Source organism: Pseudomonas sp. NPDC096925 (assembly GCF_044762545.1).
In the GTDB taxonomy this organism is placed as follows: Bacteria; Pseudomonadota; Gammaproteobacteria; order Pseudomonadales; family Pseudomonadaceae; genus Aquipseudomonas.
Genome location: NZ_JBIWEM010000007.1, coordinates 63,826 through 78,657 on the forward strand (window position 1 = coordinate 63,826; position 14,832 = coordinate 78,657).

The following is a 14,832-nucleotide window of genomic DNA, read 5'->3' on the forward strand; positions in this document are numbered from 1 at the left end:
GCAATTTTTTTTGCGAGTGGGCTGCAGTTTTTCCGTTCTCATTCGTCCTAGTCAGTGAGGCACCCATATTTCGGGTTCGTCCACGAAAAGGAGCATTCACATGTACAACCCGCAAACCTCGATCCAGGCTGGGCGCGTCCCAGGCAAAGCACCCAAGGAACAGGGCGTATTTGCTGACGAACGCATCGGCAACGAACATATCCGCGAACTATTGCGCAGCTTCGGCCTGCGCACCAGCCTGATCCGCCTGAAGGTCATCGATGCCTTGCACGCCGCCGACCGCAATGGCCGCAGCATTGGCGTGCGCGGCGTGCACGCGCAACTGGAACAGCTGGATATCCCGCTGTCGTTCCTCAGCGTGCGCGAGGTGCTCAAGCGGCTGTGCGCCGAGGGCGTCATCCAGCTGGGCAGCGACAAATGCTACAGCCTCAACCCCCAGGCGCGCGCCGTGCTGGAGCAAACGCCTTCGCGCTGAGCGCATGGCCGGCCATGACTGGCCGGCCCGCCAGGCTCAAGGCTTGACCTTGCGCCGCAGAATGCCGTTGATCACCACGACCACCACGGCGATGGCGATGGCCAGCATCTGGAAGGTCTGCTCACTGATCGTGCCCTGCTTCTGCAGGTGGGACAGGCCCAGCATCAGGCCCAGTACCACCAGGATGATCAGAAGAGAATATTTGAGGCGCTGCACGTGTGTCATCGAAGGTTCCTTGCAACATCAGGGGCAAATGGCTCGCAACGAGCCGCGCCAATGATACAACGGCCACCAGCCCCGGCGCTGCATTTCCTGCTGGGTGAGGCGGCGACTGCCTGAAAGCATGGGGCTCCCAAGCACTCATGCCGGAGGCACCATGTACAAACCCCTGCTGTTCACATCGCTGTTTCTGACACCCTTTTCCCTTCATGCACTGGACACCCACCAGGTCCCGGCCGAGCAACTGCTCGAACTGGGCCGCGAACTGGCTGCCCATGCCGGTGCCAGCCAATGGCAACAACTCTGGCAGCGCGTGCGCCAAGCGGGTTATCTGCAGGCGCAGGGTGCTCCGCTGCATTTCAGCGCACCGCCGGCGCAACTACCCGAACTGGCCATGCAAACCCTGGCCCGGGCCGACCAGGTACAAGCGCTGCACCAGACCCAGGCACTGTACCGCCGCAGCTTTGCCGACCAGATCATCGGCCGGCGTGGCGGGCAGCCGCTGCATGCGCTGTGCCTGCTGGTCGATTGGCGCACGTTGCCACAAGGCATGCGCGACACGCCACAGGCCTATCTGCGCAGCGCCAGTCTGCTGAGCAGCTATCCGTGCGAATGAGGGTTACCAGACCCAGTACGCAACACAGGGAGAAACCAGATGGGAAATCACTCGCCACATCCAAATGTTGAAGCCATGTCCTACAACGCCGGATATCGCTGCCTGCAAAACCTGTTCGCTGAAGCTACAACCCCCAACCCATATGCCGCCTAGCGACGCGCCTCGGCTGTCACAGAAAATCCAGTCACACCTTCGACATAACGCCGCTGGTGATCGGGTAGCACAGCCCATCCGCCCCGAAGGAGCGCCATATGCAATTGCCAGACTTGAGCCACATCGATATCAGCCAACTGCCCCACTCGCTGCAGGCCCTGATCGACTGCATCGGCATCGACAACGCCTACCAGCTGACCTGCGCCTACGGCGGCAGGCCCAAGTACATCCCCAAGCACCGCGAGCGCACCAAGCTTGCCGACGTGCTGCCGGCCGAAGCGCTCGACGCGCTGATCAAGCGCTTTGCCGGTGTGGCCCTGGAAATCCCCAAGGCTGACCACTTCCTGCGCCAGTTGCGCAACCTGCAGATCCAGAAGGAAAGCGCCAGCGGCTTGTCCCGCAGCCTGCTGGCCGACAAGTACGGCCTGAGCCTGCGCTAGATCGGCAACATCCGTCGCCAGGAACCTTGCGCTCGCTGAAGCCCAAGCATCGTGGCCGCCATTGACGGCCACCTTACCCCACTAGAAAGAGCATCCCGATATGTCGATCGATAACAGCCTCATCGGCTCCGTAATCAATGCCCTGCCGATGGACCGCATGATCGCAGGCCCCCTGCAGGCCATGGTCCAGGCGCAGGTCACCGCAAGCAAGTCGTACGCTGACTTCCTGATGCAAGTGTGCGTCCAGGATGGCAAGGCCGTTGCCATCCAGTTCGACTACGACGAAACCATCGTCGACGAACAAGGCGAGTACAAGGGCGTGGTCAGCAAGACCATGAAAGTGCCGCTGGTGGCGGCCATCACCCACCCGAACATCGCCATCGAAGAGGGTAATGTCGAGTTCGAATTGACCATCAATCAGATGTCGGAAGACGTATCCACCAAGGACATGAGTGCAACCGCGACCGGTTCACTGGGCTGGGGACCGTTCCGGCTGAATGTCAAGGGCAGCATCAGCCACAAGTCCACGCAAACCCGCAAGACCGACACCCGCGCCCGCTATGCCTTCAACACCACGCTCAAACGCCAGGAACCGCCTGAGGCGATGATGCGGGTGATCGAATTCCTTACAGACGCGGCCACCAAACCGACCGTGGTCAAGACGGCAGCCCTGAAAAGCCCCGACGAAATCTCGCAGGCTGACACCCTGAATGGCAAATCAGTCGGTGCGAGCGCTGGTGCTGGTACTGGTGCTGGTACTGGTGCTGATGTTGGTGCTGGTGTTGGTGCTGATGCCGGAGCCGAAATACCTTGAACTGCTGCCACCTGCAAAGCAGCCCCCATTATGTGAATGGGGGCACCATCGGCACAGAGGAAGCAAGTGAATGGACAAAGCCCCCGCCCCCATGACCTCCATCGACCTGCGCGAAATCACCCGCGGCCTGCAGGAAGCCGCCAGCGCTACCAACAGCCTGATCGCGCAGCAGTACATCAACCTGTTCGACCAGTTCTTCGACTGTGACACCGAGGCGTTGGGCGCCCCGATGAAAGCCAAGATGGTCGAGGTGGCCATGGACGGCCAACACATCATGCGCGTGCCGCTGTTCGCGCTGGTGTCGCCCAAGGGCCTGGCCCTTGAACGCATGCAGGTCGACCTGTCGGTAAGGGTCAAAGGCACCGAAGCACAACAGGCTGTGCTGACCGAGGGCGAAAACAAGGCCGCGAGCTTCAAGGTCACCATTGGCGGCCAAGGCCGTCAGGGCGACAGCCGTGACCCTGATGAAGTGCAGATCCGCATGCAGTTCCAGGCCAGCGAACCACCAGAAGCCCTCAACCGGCTGATCGAGGAATACACCAGCATGATCGTCCCGGTACGTGCCCCCAGCCCGCCGCCCTCGCCCGATACCAATGAATTCATCGAGGCGGCCACCGTCCGCTGATGGCCGCCCCGCACCGGCTCAGAAGTCACGCTTGTAGAAGATGTCCAGTGAGCTGGCCAGCCCGCTGGCGGCCTCAAGGTACACTTTCTTGCTCAGCTTGTAGCGCAACGCAATGGTGTTTGCGGGCTCGAACACCCCTACCCCGTAGCGCAGGCTCAGTTTCTCGGTAAGGTTGCCGCTGGCGACCACGCTGGTGGTATTGCCCGAACCTTCGGTGTCCAGCTGGAAGTCGTCGATGCCCAGGTTCGAGGCCAGGCTGCCGGTGATGCCGGCGCTACCCGCCAGCCCCAGGCCCAAGGCCGCCTCGGCGAGCATGTTGTTGTCTTCGCCGGAGGCGCCCAGCGGCCGTCCCAATACCAGGTACGACAGCGCCTGCTCCTGGCTCATGGCCGGCTCGGAGAACACTTTGCTGGTGGGCTGTTCGGCACTGCCGCTCAGGCGGATACCGGCAATCACGTCGTCGACCTTGCGGATCGCCTCAATGTCCAGGTAGGGCTGGTCGATCGGGCCTGCGAACAGCAGCCGCGCACGGCGGATGGTCAGGCGCTGGCCGTAGGCACGGTAGCGGCCGTCGGCCAGGCTCAGCTCGCCACGGGTATCGAGGTTGTCGCCGATGTGCACATGGCCGAGCAGGTTGGCCTTGAGGCCAAAGCCACTGAACGAAAGCTTGTCGCGGCCCACTTCGACATCGATGTCCATGGCCATCGCCATGGGTGGCTTGCCCTCTTCGGTCTGGTGGCCGACGATCACCGTGTCATCCGAGACCTTGACAGTGGAGGGTGGCAGCTCGCGCACGGTGATCGTGCCCTTGGGCACCTGGACCTTGCCGGTCACCGCCAGCTTGTCATCGATCAGGCGCAAGGTCAGGTCGGGGGCGACCTCCAGCGTCGCATAGGGCTCGACCGTGACAGGCAGTTGCTGGCCCTGCAGACGCAGGTCCATGCCCAGTGCCTGGCCCCAGGTGAGGTTACCACTCAACTGGCCACGCCCCGCCTCGCCACTGCGCCAGCTGCCATTGAGCTGTACCTGCTCGCCAGCAATCGATGCCTGCAATGACAAGTCCTCGAGACTGACCGGCAGCTCGGCGCCACTGACTTCGCCGCCGCTGAGCATCAGGTTGCCGTTGACCTGCGGGGCCAGCAAGGTGCCCGACAGCCGGCCACTGCCATTGAGCTGCCCGGCAAGGCGCTCGACCATCGGCACGAACGGACGCGCCACTGACAGGTCAAGGCCGGCCAGGCGGAAATCACCCGACAGTGGCTTGTTCTTGCCCAGTGGGTCGAGGCGGGTGTTGACGTTCAGCTCGCCCAGGCGCTCGCCGCGGAACGCCAGCCGAGTATCGATGCGCCGCGGCGCCAGGGTGCTATCCAGGCGCAGGGCCTGGTACGGGAAGTCGAGCCAGCGGTCCTTGTCACGCACGCGCAGGGTACCGCCACTGGCGTCGACGACGATGCTGCCCTTGGGACCGCTGGCCGGGATGTCCAGATTGATGTCGGCATTGAGCAGGCCCAGCCAGGCAAAGTCCTTCGGCAGCCACTGGGCCAGGCTGTCCAGCGGAAATTGCTTGAGGTGGTAACGCAAGCGTGGCTCGGGGGCCAGGCGCTGGTCTTCACCACACAAGCTGGCCTGGCCGGAGCGCCAGCAGTGCGCAGCAAAGTCCAGTTGCCCGCTGGCCAGCCGCTGCAGGCGCGCCGGTGCCTGCAATTGCCAGTCCTGGCCGCCGGCCTGGACCCGTCCACTGGCCAGGCGCCCACGCCAGTCACCCTTGTTCAACTGGCCATCCAGGCCGAGGTCGAGCTTGAGTTGCGGGCCGTCCAGCGCCAGGGTCAGCGCTTGCTGGCGAATGTCGCCTTTGCCGTTGGCCTGCAAGGTGCCCAATGCCGTGTCACCCAGGTGAATGCCGCTGGCCTTGAGCTCGATCACGCCGCGCTGGGCGTTGTCCAGGCGGGCGTCCAGGTCCAGCTGCTGCAGGCGGTTTTCCGCCTGTGCCAGCCGCAGGCCCTGCAGGGTCAGCGTACCTTGCGGGGCCTGCAAGGTGCCGGCGACGTCCAGCCGGCCCTTGACCTGACCCTGCAACCCTGGCCACAACTGGCCCAGGCGCGGCAGGTCGAGGTCGAGCCGCCCGGCCAGGCGCTGCTGCAGGCTGCCACTGCCATTGATACGGTTATCACCCAACTGGACTGCCAAGGCGCCCAAGGTCCAGCTCTGCCCTGCCCCTTGGGCCTGCACCTTGAGCATTGCCGGCTGGCCGCGCAAACGGCCTTTCAGGTCAAGCTGGGCATCGAGGCTCACGGCGTCGCCTTTCATTTCGCCTTTGCTGCGCAGCGGCCCCGCCAGGGTACCCGGCAGCTCGGCCAGCCAAAAGGCCGGGTCGAGCGCCGACAGCTGCAGGTCGACATCCCATGCCAGGTTGTCGGCAAAACGCACGGCGACACTGCCGGCAGCCTTGCCTTGCCCGGCGGTCAGCGCCAATTGCGGCAGCTTCACCTGGCTCAGGTCACCCTCGAACGGGCTGGCCAGGCTGAACGCGCCGGCCGGGCCGATCAGGTCGCCATTGAAGGTGCCCTGGTAGTTGCCATCGCGATAATGCACCTGGGCCCCGAGGCGCTTGAGCGTGACCTCGGGCGGCGCCTCCAGTGGATACAGCCGCAGCCACGGGAAGTCCTGCCAGTCCAGTCGGGCATCGGCGACCAGGCCTTGCTGCCAGTCAGCCGTGGCCTGCAACTTGACCCGCTGGGTATCGCTGGCATTCAGGTCCAGGGCATCGAGCCTGACGCCTTTGCTGTCGACCAGCCCGGACAACAGCAGGGCGATCGGCGACTGCTCGGCCGGCAGGCTGGCCGCCCCCGACAGTTGATAGCCCTTGAGCAGGTCACCACTGGCATCGAGCTTGAGCTGGTTGAACTGCACGGTATCGGGCAACGAGCCAACCGGCTTGAATGCCTCGGAGCGGATCTGCAAGGTCGCCGGCAGGTGCTCGGCCAACGCCTGCAATTGCCCGCTCAACGTGGCGTCAAGGTAACCGCTGCTGGCGCCGGCAAGCTTCAGGGTTTTCTGTAACTCACCAGTGGCGGTCAGCGCCAGCTGCCAGGGTTTGCCGTCTACCGCAGGCAGTTGCAGCTGCGCCTGGAGTTGCACCGGCCAGTCAGCTTCGGGCTGCAGGTCGCCCTGCAGGTTCAATTGCAGGGCGTCACGCTGCAGGTGCAGGCTGTCGATGCGCAGCCCGGTGCTGGTCCAGTGCGCCGCCAGTTGCAAGTCGCCAAGCAGGTCACTGCCATCCAGGCGCAACTGGCCAACCTTGACCTCACCCAGTTCGATGTCCAGCGGCAAGCGCAGGGCCGGCAACTGCAGCAGGCCACTGTCGGCCGACTCGGCGCCGGGCGCAAAGGCCATGTCGATACGCTGCGCCTGCAATTGGTCAATGCACAAGGCAGAGCGCAACAGGCATGCCGGTGACCAGGCCAGCAGCGGTGCCTGCACCTCTACCGTGCTGCCACCATCGGCCCAGCTCAGCCGGCTGGCTTGCCAGCTACCTGCCAGGCGGCCCTGGAAGTCAGCGACCTCAAGCCCGGGCACCTTGCCCAGCACCCAGCGGCTGCCAGCCTCGGTCCCCAGCAGCAGGCCGAGTGCCAGGCCCAGGCTCGCAACGACCCCGAGCAGGCCCGGCAGAATGTACTTGATCACGCGTTTCACAACTCAGGCCCCATGGAAAAGTGCAGGCGAATTCCCCCTTCATCATCCAGCGCCTTGGCCAGGTCCAGGCGCAGCGGCCCGACTGGCGACACCCAGCGCACGCCAAAACCGACACCGGTCTTGAGGCTTGGCAGTTCCAGGTCGTTGAACGAGTTGCCCTGGTCGACGAAGGTTGCCAGCCGCCACTTTTCGGTCAACGAATACTGGTACTCGACACTGCCGGCCACCAGGTAGCGCCCGCCAATGCGGTCACCGTCGCTGTTCTTCGGCGACAGGGTCTGGTAGTCGTAGCCGCGCACGCTCTGGTCGCCACCGGCGAAGAAGCGCAGCGAGGGCGGAATGTTGTTCTTGAAGCCATTGGTCGCGCTGCCACCGAACTGCACCCGGCCAAGCAGGCGGTGGTCATGGCCAAGGGTGGTCAGGCCCTTGAGCAGCACGTTGCCATGCAGCAGGTTGGTGTCCGAGACCAGCCCTTCCTTGGCCGCCTGCACATCGAACTGCAGGCGGTAACCGTTATGTGGGTCGATGCGGTTGTCACTGCGCAGGAAGGAGAAACTCACACCCGGCATCAGCAGGTTGCTCAACCCGGAGTCATCACCCAGGCGGTATTCCTCGCGCTGGTACTTGAGGGAAATCACCCGCTGCCAGCCGCTGGCCAGCTTGCTGTGCCACTCGGGGCCCACCGTCAGCAGTTTGCTGAGGGTATCGGTGCCGGCAATTTCTTCGTTCTGGTAGCCGCCGGCAAAGCGCAACTTGTCGGTCAGCGGTGGGTCGAGGGGAATGTCGTACCAAAGACCGACGTTCTGCCGTGGCGCCGACAGTTCGGTTTCCCAGCCGTAGCTATGGCCCTGCGGGTTGACCCAGTGGCGGGTCCAGTTGGCCTTGCCGCGTGGCCCGACGTCGGTCGAGAAGCCCAGGCCCAGGCCCATGGTGCGCGGCTTGCGGGTTTCCAGGCGGACATCCACGGGGATTTCTTCGCCCACGGCGGCGGTGGGCGCCGCATCCACGCGCACGCCTTCGAAGTAGCCGCTCGATTGCAGGTCATTGTTCAGCTCGGCGATCAGTTCCGAGTCGTAAGGTGTACCCGGCTTGAACGAGACCATGCGTTGCAACAGGTCGTCGTCCAGCGGTGTGTCGCCACCAAAGGTGACGGCGCCCAGGTGATAGCGCGGCCCGCTCTGGTAGACCAGCTCGATATCGGCCACCCCGGCCTGGGGGTCGACCGCCAGACGCTGGCGGCTGAAGCGCCCACTGAAGAAGCCATAGCGCGACGCCTGGTTCTGGATCAGCCGCTTGGCATCTTCGTAATGGCCGTGGTTGAGTTGTTCGCCCGCGCGCAGGGCCTTGCTGTCGGGCACGCGAAAGGCCTTCATCTCGCTGGCGGGGCCTTCGATACGCACGGTCACGTTGCGCAGGCGAATGGGCTCGCCGGGGTCGATGGTGATGATCAGTTGCGGGGAACGGTCAGCCTCGCTGGCGGGCTTGACCTCGGTATCGATCTGCGCCTGGTAGTAGCCAAGTGCCTGCGCAGCTTTGCGCGCCTGCTCCTGGGCGCCGCGACTGAAGCGCAGCAGCGCTTCTTCATCGCGGTCGCCAAGGGTACCGATATAGCCTTCGACATTGGCCTTGAGCGCCTTGTTGGCCGGTTTGACCTTCACCAGCAACTCACTCTGGCCCCATGCTGCGAAACTGGCGACCCAGATAACCAGGCCCCAGGTCAATCTTCCTGAATACGTCATGCGGCGCATGCTACCAGAGCCGGGCGCTCAAGGGAGCCGCCGCACGGTCTGCTCAGGCAAAAGCAGAATTGGAAGAGACCGGATTGGGATGGAAGAACACCCTCTCCCGGATTGGTCCTACAGCTACCTCGCCAATTTCCTCATAGCCCTGGCGCTGGTAAAAGGCCAGGTAGTGCTCGTTGCCAGTGTCCAGCACCACACCTTGGGTGCCAGGGTCGTCTGCGCACCAGTCATGCACAGCTTGTAACAATTGCTCGCCGTAGTGCTTGCCCTGAAATTGCGGGTGCACGCCCAACAGCGGCAGCACATGCACCTGATCGGTGGGCAGGCAGGTGGCCAGGGCGGCCTGATAGTCCATGTAGCGACGCGTACAGCGCAGGCCGGTACCCAATATCATGCGCAGGCGCCAGGCCCAGCTATCGGCCACCCCCAGCCGGCGCAGGGGCGGCACGATCAGGGCCAGGGCGATCAGACGGTCCTCCACCAGCAGGCCGATGGCAGGCAACTGCAAGTAGAAATGCTGGCGTACCCATTCGCGCACCATCACCCGCAGGCGCTGCTCATAGCCTGGGCGTTGGGCCTCGAAGATATAGGCGAAGGTGGGTTCATGACGGTAGGCGTTGTACAACAGCGAACGCGCCTCGCGGCTGTAGCCGTCATCGAGCAGGCAGACTCGGGCCGTAACGGCAGTGGTTTCAGGCATTGCGGGCAGTCCTCCTGGAATGGGCGTACAAGTGCCCTGGCAAGGACGTTAGCAGCAGGCTCCCGAAGCCGCCATGCTGGTGATGGCAAGCGATGTCGGCTAGCATCGCGCCTTTTACCGGGATTATCTTTCCATGAAGATCGTCTGTTTCAACATCAACGGCCTGCGGGCCCGCCCGCACCAGCTGGCGGCGCTGATCGAAAAGCACCAGCCGGACGTGATCGGCCTGCAGGAAACCAAGGTCAGCGACGATCAGTTCCCGCTGGCCGACGTGCAGGCGCTGGGCTACCACGTGCATTACCACGGCCAGAAAGGCCACTATGGCGTGGCCCTGCTGTCGCGCCAGGCACCGCTGAGCCTGCACAAGGGCTTCGCCAGCGATGAAGAAGACGCCCAGCGCCGCTTCATCTGGGGCACCTTCGCCGATGCCGATGGCACCCCTATTACCATCATGAACGGCTACTTCCCCCAGGGTGAAAGCCGTGACCATCCCACCAAGTTCCCGGCCAAGCAGCGCTTCTACAGCGACCTGCAGGCGCTGCTGGAAGGCCAGTTCCGCAACGACCAGCCACTGCTGGTGATGGGCGACATGAATATCTCGCCGCAGGACTGCGACATCGGCATCGGCCCGGACAACGCCAAGCGCTGGCTCAAGACCGGCAAGTGCAGCTTCCTGCCGGAGGAGCGCGAGTGGATGGAACGTTTGAAAGGCTGGGGCCTGGTGGACAGCTTCCGCCACCTGTACCCGGAGGTGAGCGACCGCTTCAGCTGGTTCGACTACCGCAGCCGCGGCTTCGAGGACGAGCCCAAGCGCGGCCTGCGCATCGACCTGATCATGGCCTCGCAGCACCTGGTGCCGCGGATCAAGGCGGCGGGTGTGGACTATGAACTGCGCGGGATGGAAAAGCCGTCGGACCATGCGCCGATCTGGCTGGAATTGAGCTGAATTTGGGATGAGCCACTAGACTTGGGTCTTGTGTTGCCTGTGGGATCGAGCGCCGCGCGGGCGGCGCTCGATCCCACAGACACCACAAGACCCATGGCATGCCCCTTGAGCCTCCTGCTCACAAACCCAACCGCAACGCCTCCCCCACCCCCGCCCCGCGCACATCGTCCGCTGCGCTGACCAACGCAAAGTTGTAAGCCCCATGCGACCAGTACCGCGCCTCCAGCTGGCCATCCACCCGCTGCCCGTCAGGCATGCGCCGGTACTGATCGCCCGGTGAGCGCAGGAACAGGCTGATGCGCTGGCCCTTGCCATCCTCGAACACCAGCAATGCCGCCGGCCCTCGCTCATTGCTGAGCAGGCGCGCACCCACCGGTTTGAAACCGTAGCCGGCCAGGTCCGGCAACTGGCCCACGCTTTTGAAGTGGCGCCCCAGCCAGTCGCGCAACTGCTCCGGGTCGCTGGCCTGAATATCCAGTGCCTCGCTGCCGGCAAACAGGCGGTGCGCCTGAACCGCATCGGCCATCGGCAGGTCGGCACGCGCCAAGGTGGCATCGCGCACCTGCCAACCACCCAGGCCACCCACGCCCAACGCCAACAACAATACCGCCGCCGTGGCCCAGCGGCGCTGGCGGCGTTGGCGCAATTGCCGGCGCAACTGCCCCAGGTCCAGCTGCGCAGCCCCGGGCACTTCGCCAAACCCGGCCAACGCCGCACGCAGGCGCCGGGCATCGGCACGCCAGCCCTCGACCTTGGCCGCAGCCTGCGGATTGGCCGCCAGCCAGGCCTGCACCTCGGCCCGGCGCACAGGCTCCAGGCGCTCGTCGACATAAGCGTGCAGTTCGTCTTCGCTGGGGATCAGGCGCGTCATTTCAGTCTCCGCAAGGCCGGGGGCTGGGGGCTGCCCTCGGTGAGTTCGCGCAAGGCATTGCGGGCGCGCGACAGGCGCGACATCACAGTGCCGATAGGGATACCCAGGGCCTGGGCGGCCTCCTTGTAGCTCAAACCTTCGATGCTGACCAGCAGCAGCAACGCACGCTGTTCTGCCGTGAGCCGGGCGAAAGCCTGCAGGTCGGCCTGGGCCAGGACAATGGCCTCGAGGTTGTCGCCAACCGGCTCGTCGTCGCGCTCGCCGCGGCCGAACCAGGACAGCCAGCGCGCATGCAGGCGCTCGCGGCGCTTACCGTCGAGGAAAAGCCGATAAAGGATGGTGAACAGCCAGGCCCGCAGTGCATCGGCGTCGCGTTGCTGGTCGCGCCGGCTCAAGGCCCGCTCGACCGCGGCCTGCACCAGGTCGTCGGCACTGCCCGGCTCGCGGGTCAGCCACACGGCAAAGCGGCGCAGGCGGGCCAGTAGCTCGCGCCACTGGTGGTCGTCCAGATCATGCATGGCAAAGTCCCGGCCTCTGGGGTTGTCAGTGTAAAAGGCTGACGCCTGTGAGGAAATTCTATTCCCGAAAAGGGAATAAGTTTTTCCCTGCACCGTCGTACCGGCACCTTCACTGAACCGGACAATCACCATGAACTCACCCCTGCACGGCCCGGCCAAGGCCCTGCGCCTGGCCGCCATCGGCGCCGTGATGCTGGCCGCGGGCGCCGGCTTTGCCTATGCCGCCGGCTGGTTTGGCGAAACCCGCCTGACCCCACAGCGCATCATCGACACCTTCGAAGCCCAGGCCGGGCATTACCCGGGTTACCGGAAAAACCACGCCAAGGGCCTGTGCGTCAGCGGCTACTTCCAGCCCAGCGGGCAGGCCGCCAGTCTGTCCACGGCGCGGGCGTTCAGCCAGCCGCGGGTGCCAGTGATCGGCCGCTTCGCCATTGGCGGCGCCAACCCGTTCGCGCCGGACACCGGCATACCGGTGCGCAGCCTGGCCATCGAGCTGAGCACCGACGACGGGCAGGTCTGGCGTACTGGCATGAACAACCCACCGGTGCTGGCGGTAAGCACGCCGCAAGCCTTCTATGAGCAGGTACTGGCGGGAGCACCAGACCCGGCCACCGGCAAACCGGACCCGGGCAAACTGCAGGCATTTTTCGCCGCCCACCCGGAAAGCGCGGCGTTTCGCCAGTGGGCGGCGGGCTACACGCCCAGCAACAGTTTCGCCAGCACGCAATACCACAGCATCAACGCCTTCCGCCTGATCGACGCAAGCGGTGCGGCCCACCCGGTGCGTTGGCAACTGGAGCCGCAAACGGCGTTTGCCGCCCTGCCTGCCCAAGTCGATGACAAACAGTTCCTGCAGCACGACCTGCAGCAACGCCTGGCCCAAGGCCCGCTGCGCTGGACGCTGCGCCTGGTGCTGGCGGAGCCTGGCGATGCGGTGGACGACCCTGCCAGACCCTGGCCTGCCGAACGGCGCAGCGTGGACGCCGGCACGCTGGTGCTGGAGCAGGTCGACGGCCCCGAGCAAGGGGCCTGCCGCGACCTCAACTTCGACCCGCTGATCCTGCCCCGGGGCATCCAGGCCTCCGCCGACCCAATCCTCGCGGCCCGTTCGGCCGCCTACTCAGAATCCTTCAACCGCCGCAGCCGCGAATCGCTCGGCACCGGAGCCCGCCCATGAAAACCGACACCTTCCACCCCCTTGCCCGCCTGTTGCACTGGCTGATGGCCGTGCTGATCCTGGCCATGTTGTTCATCGGTGTGAGCATGGTCGCCGACCTGTCGCCACGCCACCCCGTGCTGATCGGGCTGCACAAGGCCACCGGCCTGGCCCTGCTGGTACTGGTGTTGCTGCGCATCGGCGTACGCCTGGCCCTGCCCCACCCGCCCCTGCCGCACGACCTGCCCACACTGCAGCGCTGGGCCGCCGGGGCCTCGCACCTGCTGCTCTATGGCCTGATGCTGGCCATGCCGCTGCTGGGCTGGGCCATGCTGTCGGCCGGTGGCTACCCACGCCCGTTGGGTTTACCGGCCATCGCCCCCCATGACCTGCAGTTGTACGCCGTGCTGCGCCAGGCCCATGGCTGGGCTGGCTACCTGCTGTTCGCCACGGTGCTGGTGCATGTGGGCGCGGCCTTGATGCACGGGTGGGTGCGCCACGACGGCGTGTTGCGTAGCATGTGGCCAGGCCCACTGCGCCGCAGCGAATGACGCTCGGCAACCCAGGGCCTCGACAATCGATAATAGTTCTTATCATTTTCGGCTTTTTATTTGCCGCACCGCCCTGGACTGCCCTATGAACGTCGCAAAGGATCCTGCCACCCTTACCCCCGCCAGCACCCTGGACCTGCGTCCCCTGCTGCTGGCCAACATGGCCTGTACCATGTCGATGATGGCCTTCGTCGCCCTGATCGGCCCGATCGCCCGTCAGCTCGGCATGGCCACCTGGCAAGCCGGTGCCGCCGTTACCGTGGCGGGCGTGGTCTGGGTGCTGCTGGCCCGGCCCTGGGGGCGCGCGGCGGACCGCCTGGGCCGTCGGCGCATCCTGCTGCTGGGCAGCGCCGGCTTCACCCTGGCCTATTGGCTGCTATGCCTGTTCGTCGAAGGCGCACTGCGCTGGCTGCCGGGGGCGAGCCTTGCCTTCATCGGCCTGATGGTCGCGCGCGGCTGCATCGGCGCCTTCTATGCGGCCATTCCGGTGGGCTGCAATGCGCTGATCGCCGACCATGTCGAACCGCAACGCCGGGCCCGGGCCATGGCCTCGCTGGGGGCGGCCAACGCCGTTGGCCTGGTGGTGGGGCCGGCGCTGGCGGCGCTGCTGGCGCGGCATAGCCTGAGCCTGCCGTTCCATATCATGTCGCTGCTGCCAGCCAGTGCCTTCCTGGTCCTGCTGTTCACCCTCAAGCCGCAGGCGCTGCCGCACAGCCATGCCCCCAGCCCGGTGCGGCTGAACGACCCGCGCCTGCGCCGGCCCTTGCTGGTGGCGTTCAGCGCCATGCTCAGCGTCACGGTGTCACAGATCATCGTCGGTTTCTTCGCCCTCGACCGCCTGCACCTGGGCCCGGCCCAAGCGGCCCAGGCCGCCGGCATCGCCCTGACCACGGTGGGCGTGGCACTGATCCTGGCACAGGTGCTGCTGCGCCAGCTGGAATGGCCGCCGCTGAAGATGATCCGGGTCGGCGCCACGGTGTCGGCCTTGGGCTTTGCCTGCGGCTCGCTCGCCACCACGGCACCCTGGCTGTGGGCTTGCTACTTCGTCGCGGCGGCGGGCATGGGCTTTGTCTTCCCGGCGTTTTCGGCGCTGGCAGCCAATGCCATGCACGCCTCCGAGCAAGGCGCCACGGCCGGCTCCATCGGTGCTGCCCAAGGCATGGGCGCAGTGATCGGACCACTGGCCGGCACCCTGGTATATGCCATCGATCCACGCTTGCCATTCCTGGCGGTGGCAGCGCTGTTGCTGCTGGTCGGGTTATGGCCGATACCGCGCGATCAGCGGGCCTGACAAGCACAGCGCGCAAGTGTGC

At 65.3% G+C, this 14,832-nt stretch carries 15 protein-coding genes; 9 read left to right on the forward strand and 6 right to left on the reverse strand.

What is annotated here, in order from left to right:
- The first annotated feature begins 100 nt into the window (after nucleotides 1–100).
- Nucleotides 101–475, forward strand: coding sequence for a fe2+ zn2+ uptake regulation protein (locus ACIQYU_RS19200; protein ID WP_207835010.1), 375 nt, complete (start codon nucleotides 101–103; stop codon nucleotides 473–475).
- Nucleotides 476–511: 36 nt separating this feature from the next.
- On the opposite strand, the gene ACIQYU_RS19205 is transcribed toward ACIQYU_RS19200, so the two are convergent.
- A complete protein-coding gene (locus ACIQYU_RS19205) occupies nucleotides 512–700 on the reverse strand; it encodes a hypothetical protein (RefSeq protein WP_003248064.1) in 189 nt (62 codons plus the stop codon).
- 151 nt (nucleotides 701–851) lie between these two features.
- Between ACIQYU_RS19205 and ACIQYU_RS19210 the strand changes: the two genes are divergently transcribed.
- The 4 genes from ACIQYU_RS19210 (at nucleotide 852) to ACIQYU_RS19225 (ending at nucleotide 3,342) form a co-directional block, all read left to right on the forward strand.
- Nucleotides 852–1,310, forward strand: coding sequence for a hypothetical protein (locus ACIQYU_RS19210; RefSeq protein ID WP_207835013.1), 459 nt, complete (start codon nucleotides 852–854; stop codon nucleotides 1,308–1,310).
- A 251-nt stretch (nucleotides 1,311–1,561) separates the two neighbouring features.
- Nucleotides 1,562–1,903, forward strand: a complete 342-nt coding sequence (locus tag ACIQYU_RS19215) for a transcriptional regulator (RefSeq protein WP_402801533.1) — start codon at nucleotides 1,562–1,564, stop codon at nucleotides 1,901–1,903.
- Nucleotides 1,904–2,003: 100 nt separating this feature from the next.
- On the forward strand, nucleotides 2,004–2,717 hold the full coding sequence (locus ACIQYU_RS19220) for a DUF2589 domain-containing protein (protein ID WP_402801536.1): 714 nt from the start codon (nucleotides 2,004–2,006) through the stop codon (nucleotides 2,715–2,717).
- 70 nt (nucleotides 2,718–2,787) lie between these two features.
- Nucleotides 2,788–3,342, forward strand: a complete 555-nt coding sequence (locus tag ACIQYU_RS19225) for a DUF2589 domain-containing protein (RefSeq protein WP_233687412.1) — start codon at nucleotides 2,788–2,790, stop codon at nucleotides 3,340–3,342.
- An 18-nt stretch (nucleotides 3,343–3,360) separates the two neighbouring features.
- Here the strand turns inward: ACIQYU_RS19225 and ACIQYU_RS19230 are convergent, their stop codons facing one another.
- Genes ACIQYU_RS19230 through ACIQYU_RS19240 form a run of 3 tightly spaced genes read right to left on the reverse strand, consistent with a single transcriptional unit; the run spans nucleotide 3,361 to nucleotide 9,477 of the window.
- A complete protein-coding gene (locus ACIQYU_RS19230; RefSeq protein ID WP_402801540.1) occupies nucleotides 3,361–7,035 on the reverse strand; it encodes a translocation/assembly module TamB domain-containing protein in 3,675 nt (1,224 codons plus the stop codon).
- On the reverse strand, nucleotides 7,032–8,774 hold the full coding sequence (locus tag ACIQYU_RS19235; protein ID WP_135002720.1) for an autotransporter assembly complex family protein: 1,743 nt from the start codon (nucleotides 8,772–8,774) through the stop codon (nucleotides 7,032–7,034). Before ACIQYU_RS19235 ends, ACIQYU_RS19230 begins: the two co-directional genes overlap by 4 nt.
- A 52-nt stretch (nucleotides 8,775–8,826) precedes the next feature.
- The gene (locus ACIQYU_RS19240; RefSeq protein WP_196188811.1) at nucleotides 8,827–9,477 is read right to left on the reverse strand and encodes an N-acetyltransferase; all 651 of its coding nucleotides are present in this window, start codon (nucleotides 9,475–9,477) and stop codon (nucleotides 8,827–8,829) included.
- A gap of 133 nt (nucleotides 9,478–9,610) precedes the next feature.
- On the opposite strand from ACIQYU_RS19240, the gene xthA reads away from it, so the two are divergent.
- A complete protein-coding gene (gene xthA, locus ACIQYU_RS19245) occupies nucleotides 9,611–10,423 on the forward strand; it encodes an exodeoxyribonuclease III (protein ID WP_063914848.1) in 813 nt (270 codons plus the stop codon).
- A gap of 118 nt (nucleotides 10,424–10,541) precedes the next feature.
- Here xthA and ACIQYU_RS19250 read toward each other — a convergent pair whose 3' ends face one another.
- Together ACIQYU_RS19250 and ACIQYU_RS19255 are read right to left on the reverse strand one after the other, a co-directional pair.
- Complete coding sequence (locus tag ACIQYU_RS19250; RefSeq protein WP_207835023.1) at nucleotides 10,542–11,294, reverse strand: anti-sigma factor; 753 nt, start codon at nucleotides 11,292–11,294, stop codon at nucleotides 10,542–10,544.
- Complete coding sequence (locus ACIQYU_RS19255; protein ID WP_233694185.1) at nucleotides 11,291–11,812, reverse strand: sigma-70 family RNA polymerase sigma factor; 522 nt, start codon at nucleotides 11,810–11,812, stop codon at nucleotides 11,291–11,293. The genes ACIQYU_RS19250 and ACIQYU_RS19255 overlap by 4 nt, the downstream gene beginning before the upstream one ends.
- Nucleotides 11,813–11,936: 124 nt before the next feature.
- Between ACIQYU_RS19255 and ACIQYU_RS19260 the strand changes: the two genes are divergently transcribed.
- The 3 genes from ACIQYU_RS19260 to ACIQYU_RS19270 all read left to right on the forward strand — a co-directional run bounded on the left by ACIQYU_RS19260 (nucleotide 11,937) and on the right by ACIQYU_RS19270 (nucleotide 14,810).
- Entirely contained in the window at nucleotides 11,937–12,989 is a 1,053-nt protein-coding gene (locus ACIQYU_RS19260; RefSeq protein ID WP_207835130.1) for a catalase family peroxidase, read from the forward strand.
- On the forward strand, nucleotides 12,986–13,519 hold the full coding sequence (locus ACIQYU_RS19265) for a cytochrome b (protein ID WP_241106636.1): 534 nt from the start codon (nucleotides 12,986–12,988) through the stop codon (nucleotides 13,517–13,519). Before ACIQYU_RS19260 ends, ACIQYU_RS19265 begins: the two co-directional genes overlap by 4 nt.
- An 85-nt stretch (nucleotides 13,520–13,604) precedes the next feature.
- Complete coding sequence (locus ACIQYU_RS19270) at nucleotides 13,605–14,810, forward strand: MFS transporter (protein WP_241106635.1); 1,206 nt, start codon at nucleotides 13,605–13,607, stop codon at nucleotides 14,808–14,810.
- The last annotated feature ends 22 nt before the right edge of the window (nucleotides 14,811–14,832 follow it).

What these genes read in the sequence shown, in the direction of transcription:
- ACIQYU_RS19210 (WP_207835013.1), top strand. Translation starts at nt 852, where the DNA reads ATGTACAAACCCCTGCTGTTCACATCGCTGTTTCTGACACCCTTTTCC.
- ACIQYU_RS19265 (WP_241106636.1), top strand. Translation starts at nt 12,986, where the DNA reads ATGAAAACCGACACCTTCCACCCCCTTGCCCGCCTGTTGCACTGGCTG.
- ACIQYU_RS19235 (WP_135002720.1), bottom strand. Translation starts at nt 8,774, where the DNA reads ATGACGTATTCAGGAAGATTGACCTGGGGCCTGGTTATCTGGGTCGCC.
- ACIQYU_RS19240 (WP_196188811.1), bottom strand. Translation starts at nt 9,477, where the DNA reads ATGCCTGAAACCACTGCCGTTACGGCCCGAGTCTGCCTGCTCGATGAC.
- xthA (WP_063914848.1), top strand. Translation starts at nt 9,611, where the DNA reads ATGAAGATCGTCTGTTTCAACATCAACGGCCTGCGGGCCCGCCCGCAC.
- ACIQYU_RS19270 (WP_241106635.1), top strand. Translation starts at nt 13,605, where the DNA reads ATGAACGTCGCAAAGGATCCTGCCACCCTTACCCCCGCCAGCACCCTG.
- ACIQYU_RS19220 (WP_402801536.1), top strand. Translation starts at nt 2,004, where the DNA reads ATGTCGATCGATAACAGCCTCATCGGCTCCGTAATCAATGCCCTGCCG.
- ACIQYU_RS19200 (WP_207835010.1), top strand. Translation starts at nt 101, where the DNA reads ATGTACAACCCGCAAACCTCGATCCAGGCTGGGCGCGTCCCAGGCAAA.
- ACIQYU_RS19205 (WP_003248064.1), bottom strand. Translation starts at nt 700, where the DNA reads ATGACACACGTGCAGCGCCTCAAATATTCTCTTCTGATCATCCTGGTG.
- ACIQYU_RS19225 (WP_233687412.1), top strand. Translation starts at nt 2,788, where the DNA reads ATGGACAAAGCCCCCGCCCCCATGACCTCCATCGACCTGCGCGAAATC.
- ACIQYU_RS19250 (WP_207835023.1), bottom strand. Translation starts at nt 11,294, where the DNA reads ATGACGCGCCTGATCCCCAGCGAAGACGAACTGCACGCTTATGTCGAC.
- ACIQYU_RS19255 (WP_233694185.1), bottom strand. Translation starts at nt 11,812, where the DNA reads ATGCATGATCTGGACGACCACCAGTGGCGCGAGCTACTGGCCCGCCTG.
- ACIQYU_RS19215 (WP_402801533.1), top strand. Translation starts at nt 1,562, where the DNA reads ATGCAATTGCCAGACTTGAGCCACATCGATATCAGCCAACTGCCCCAC.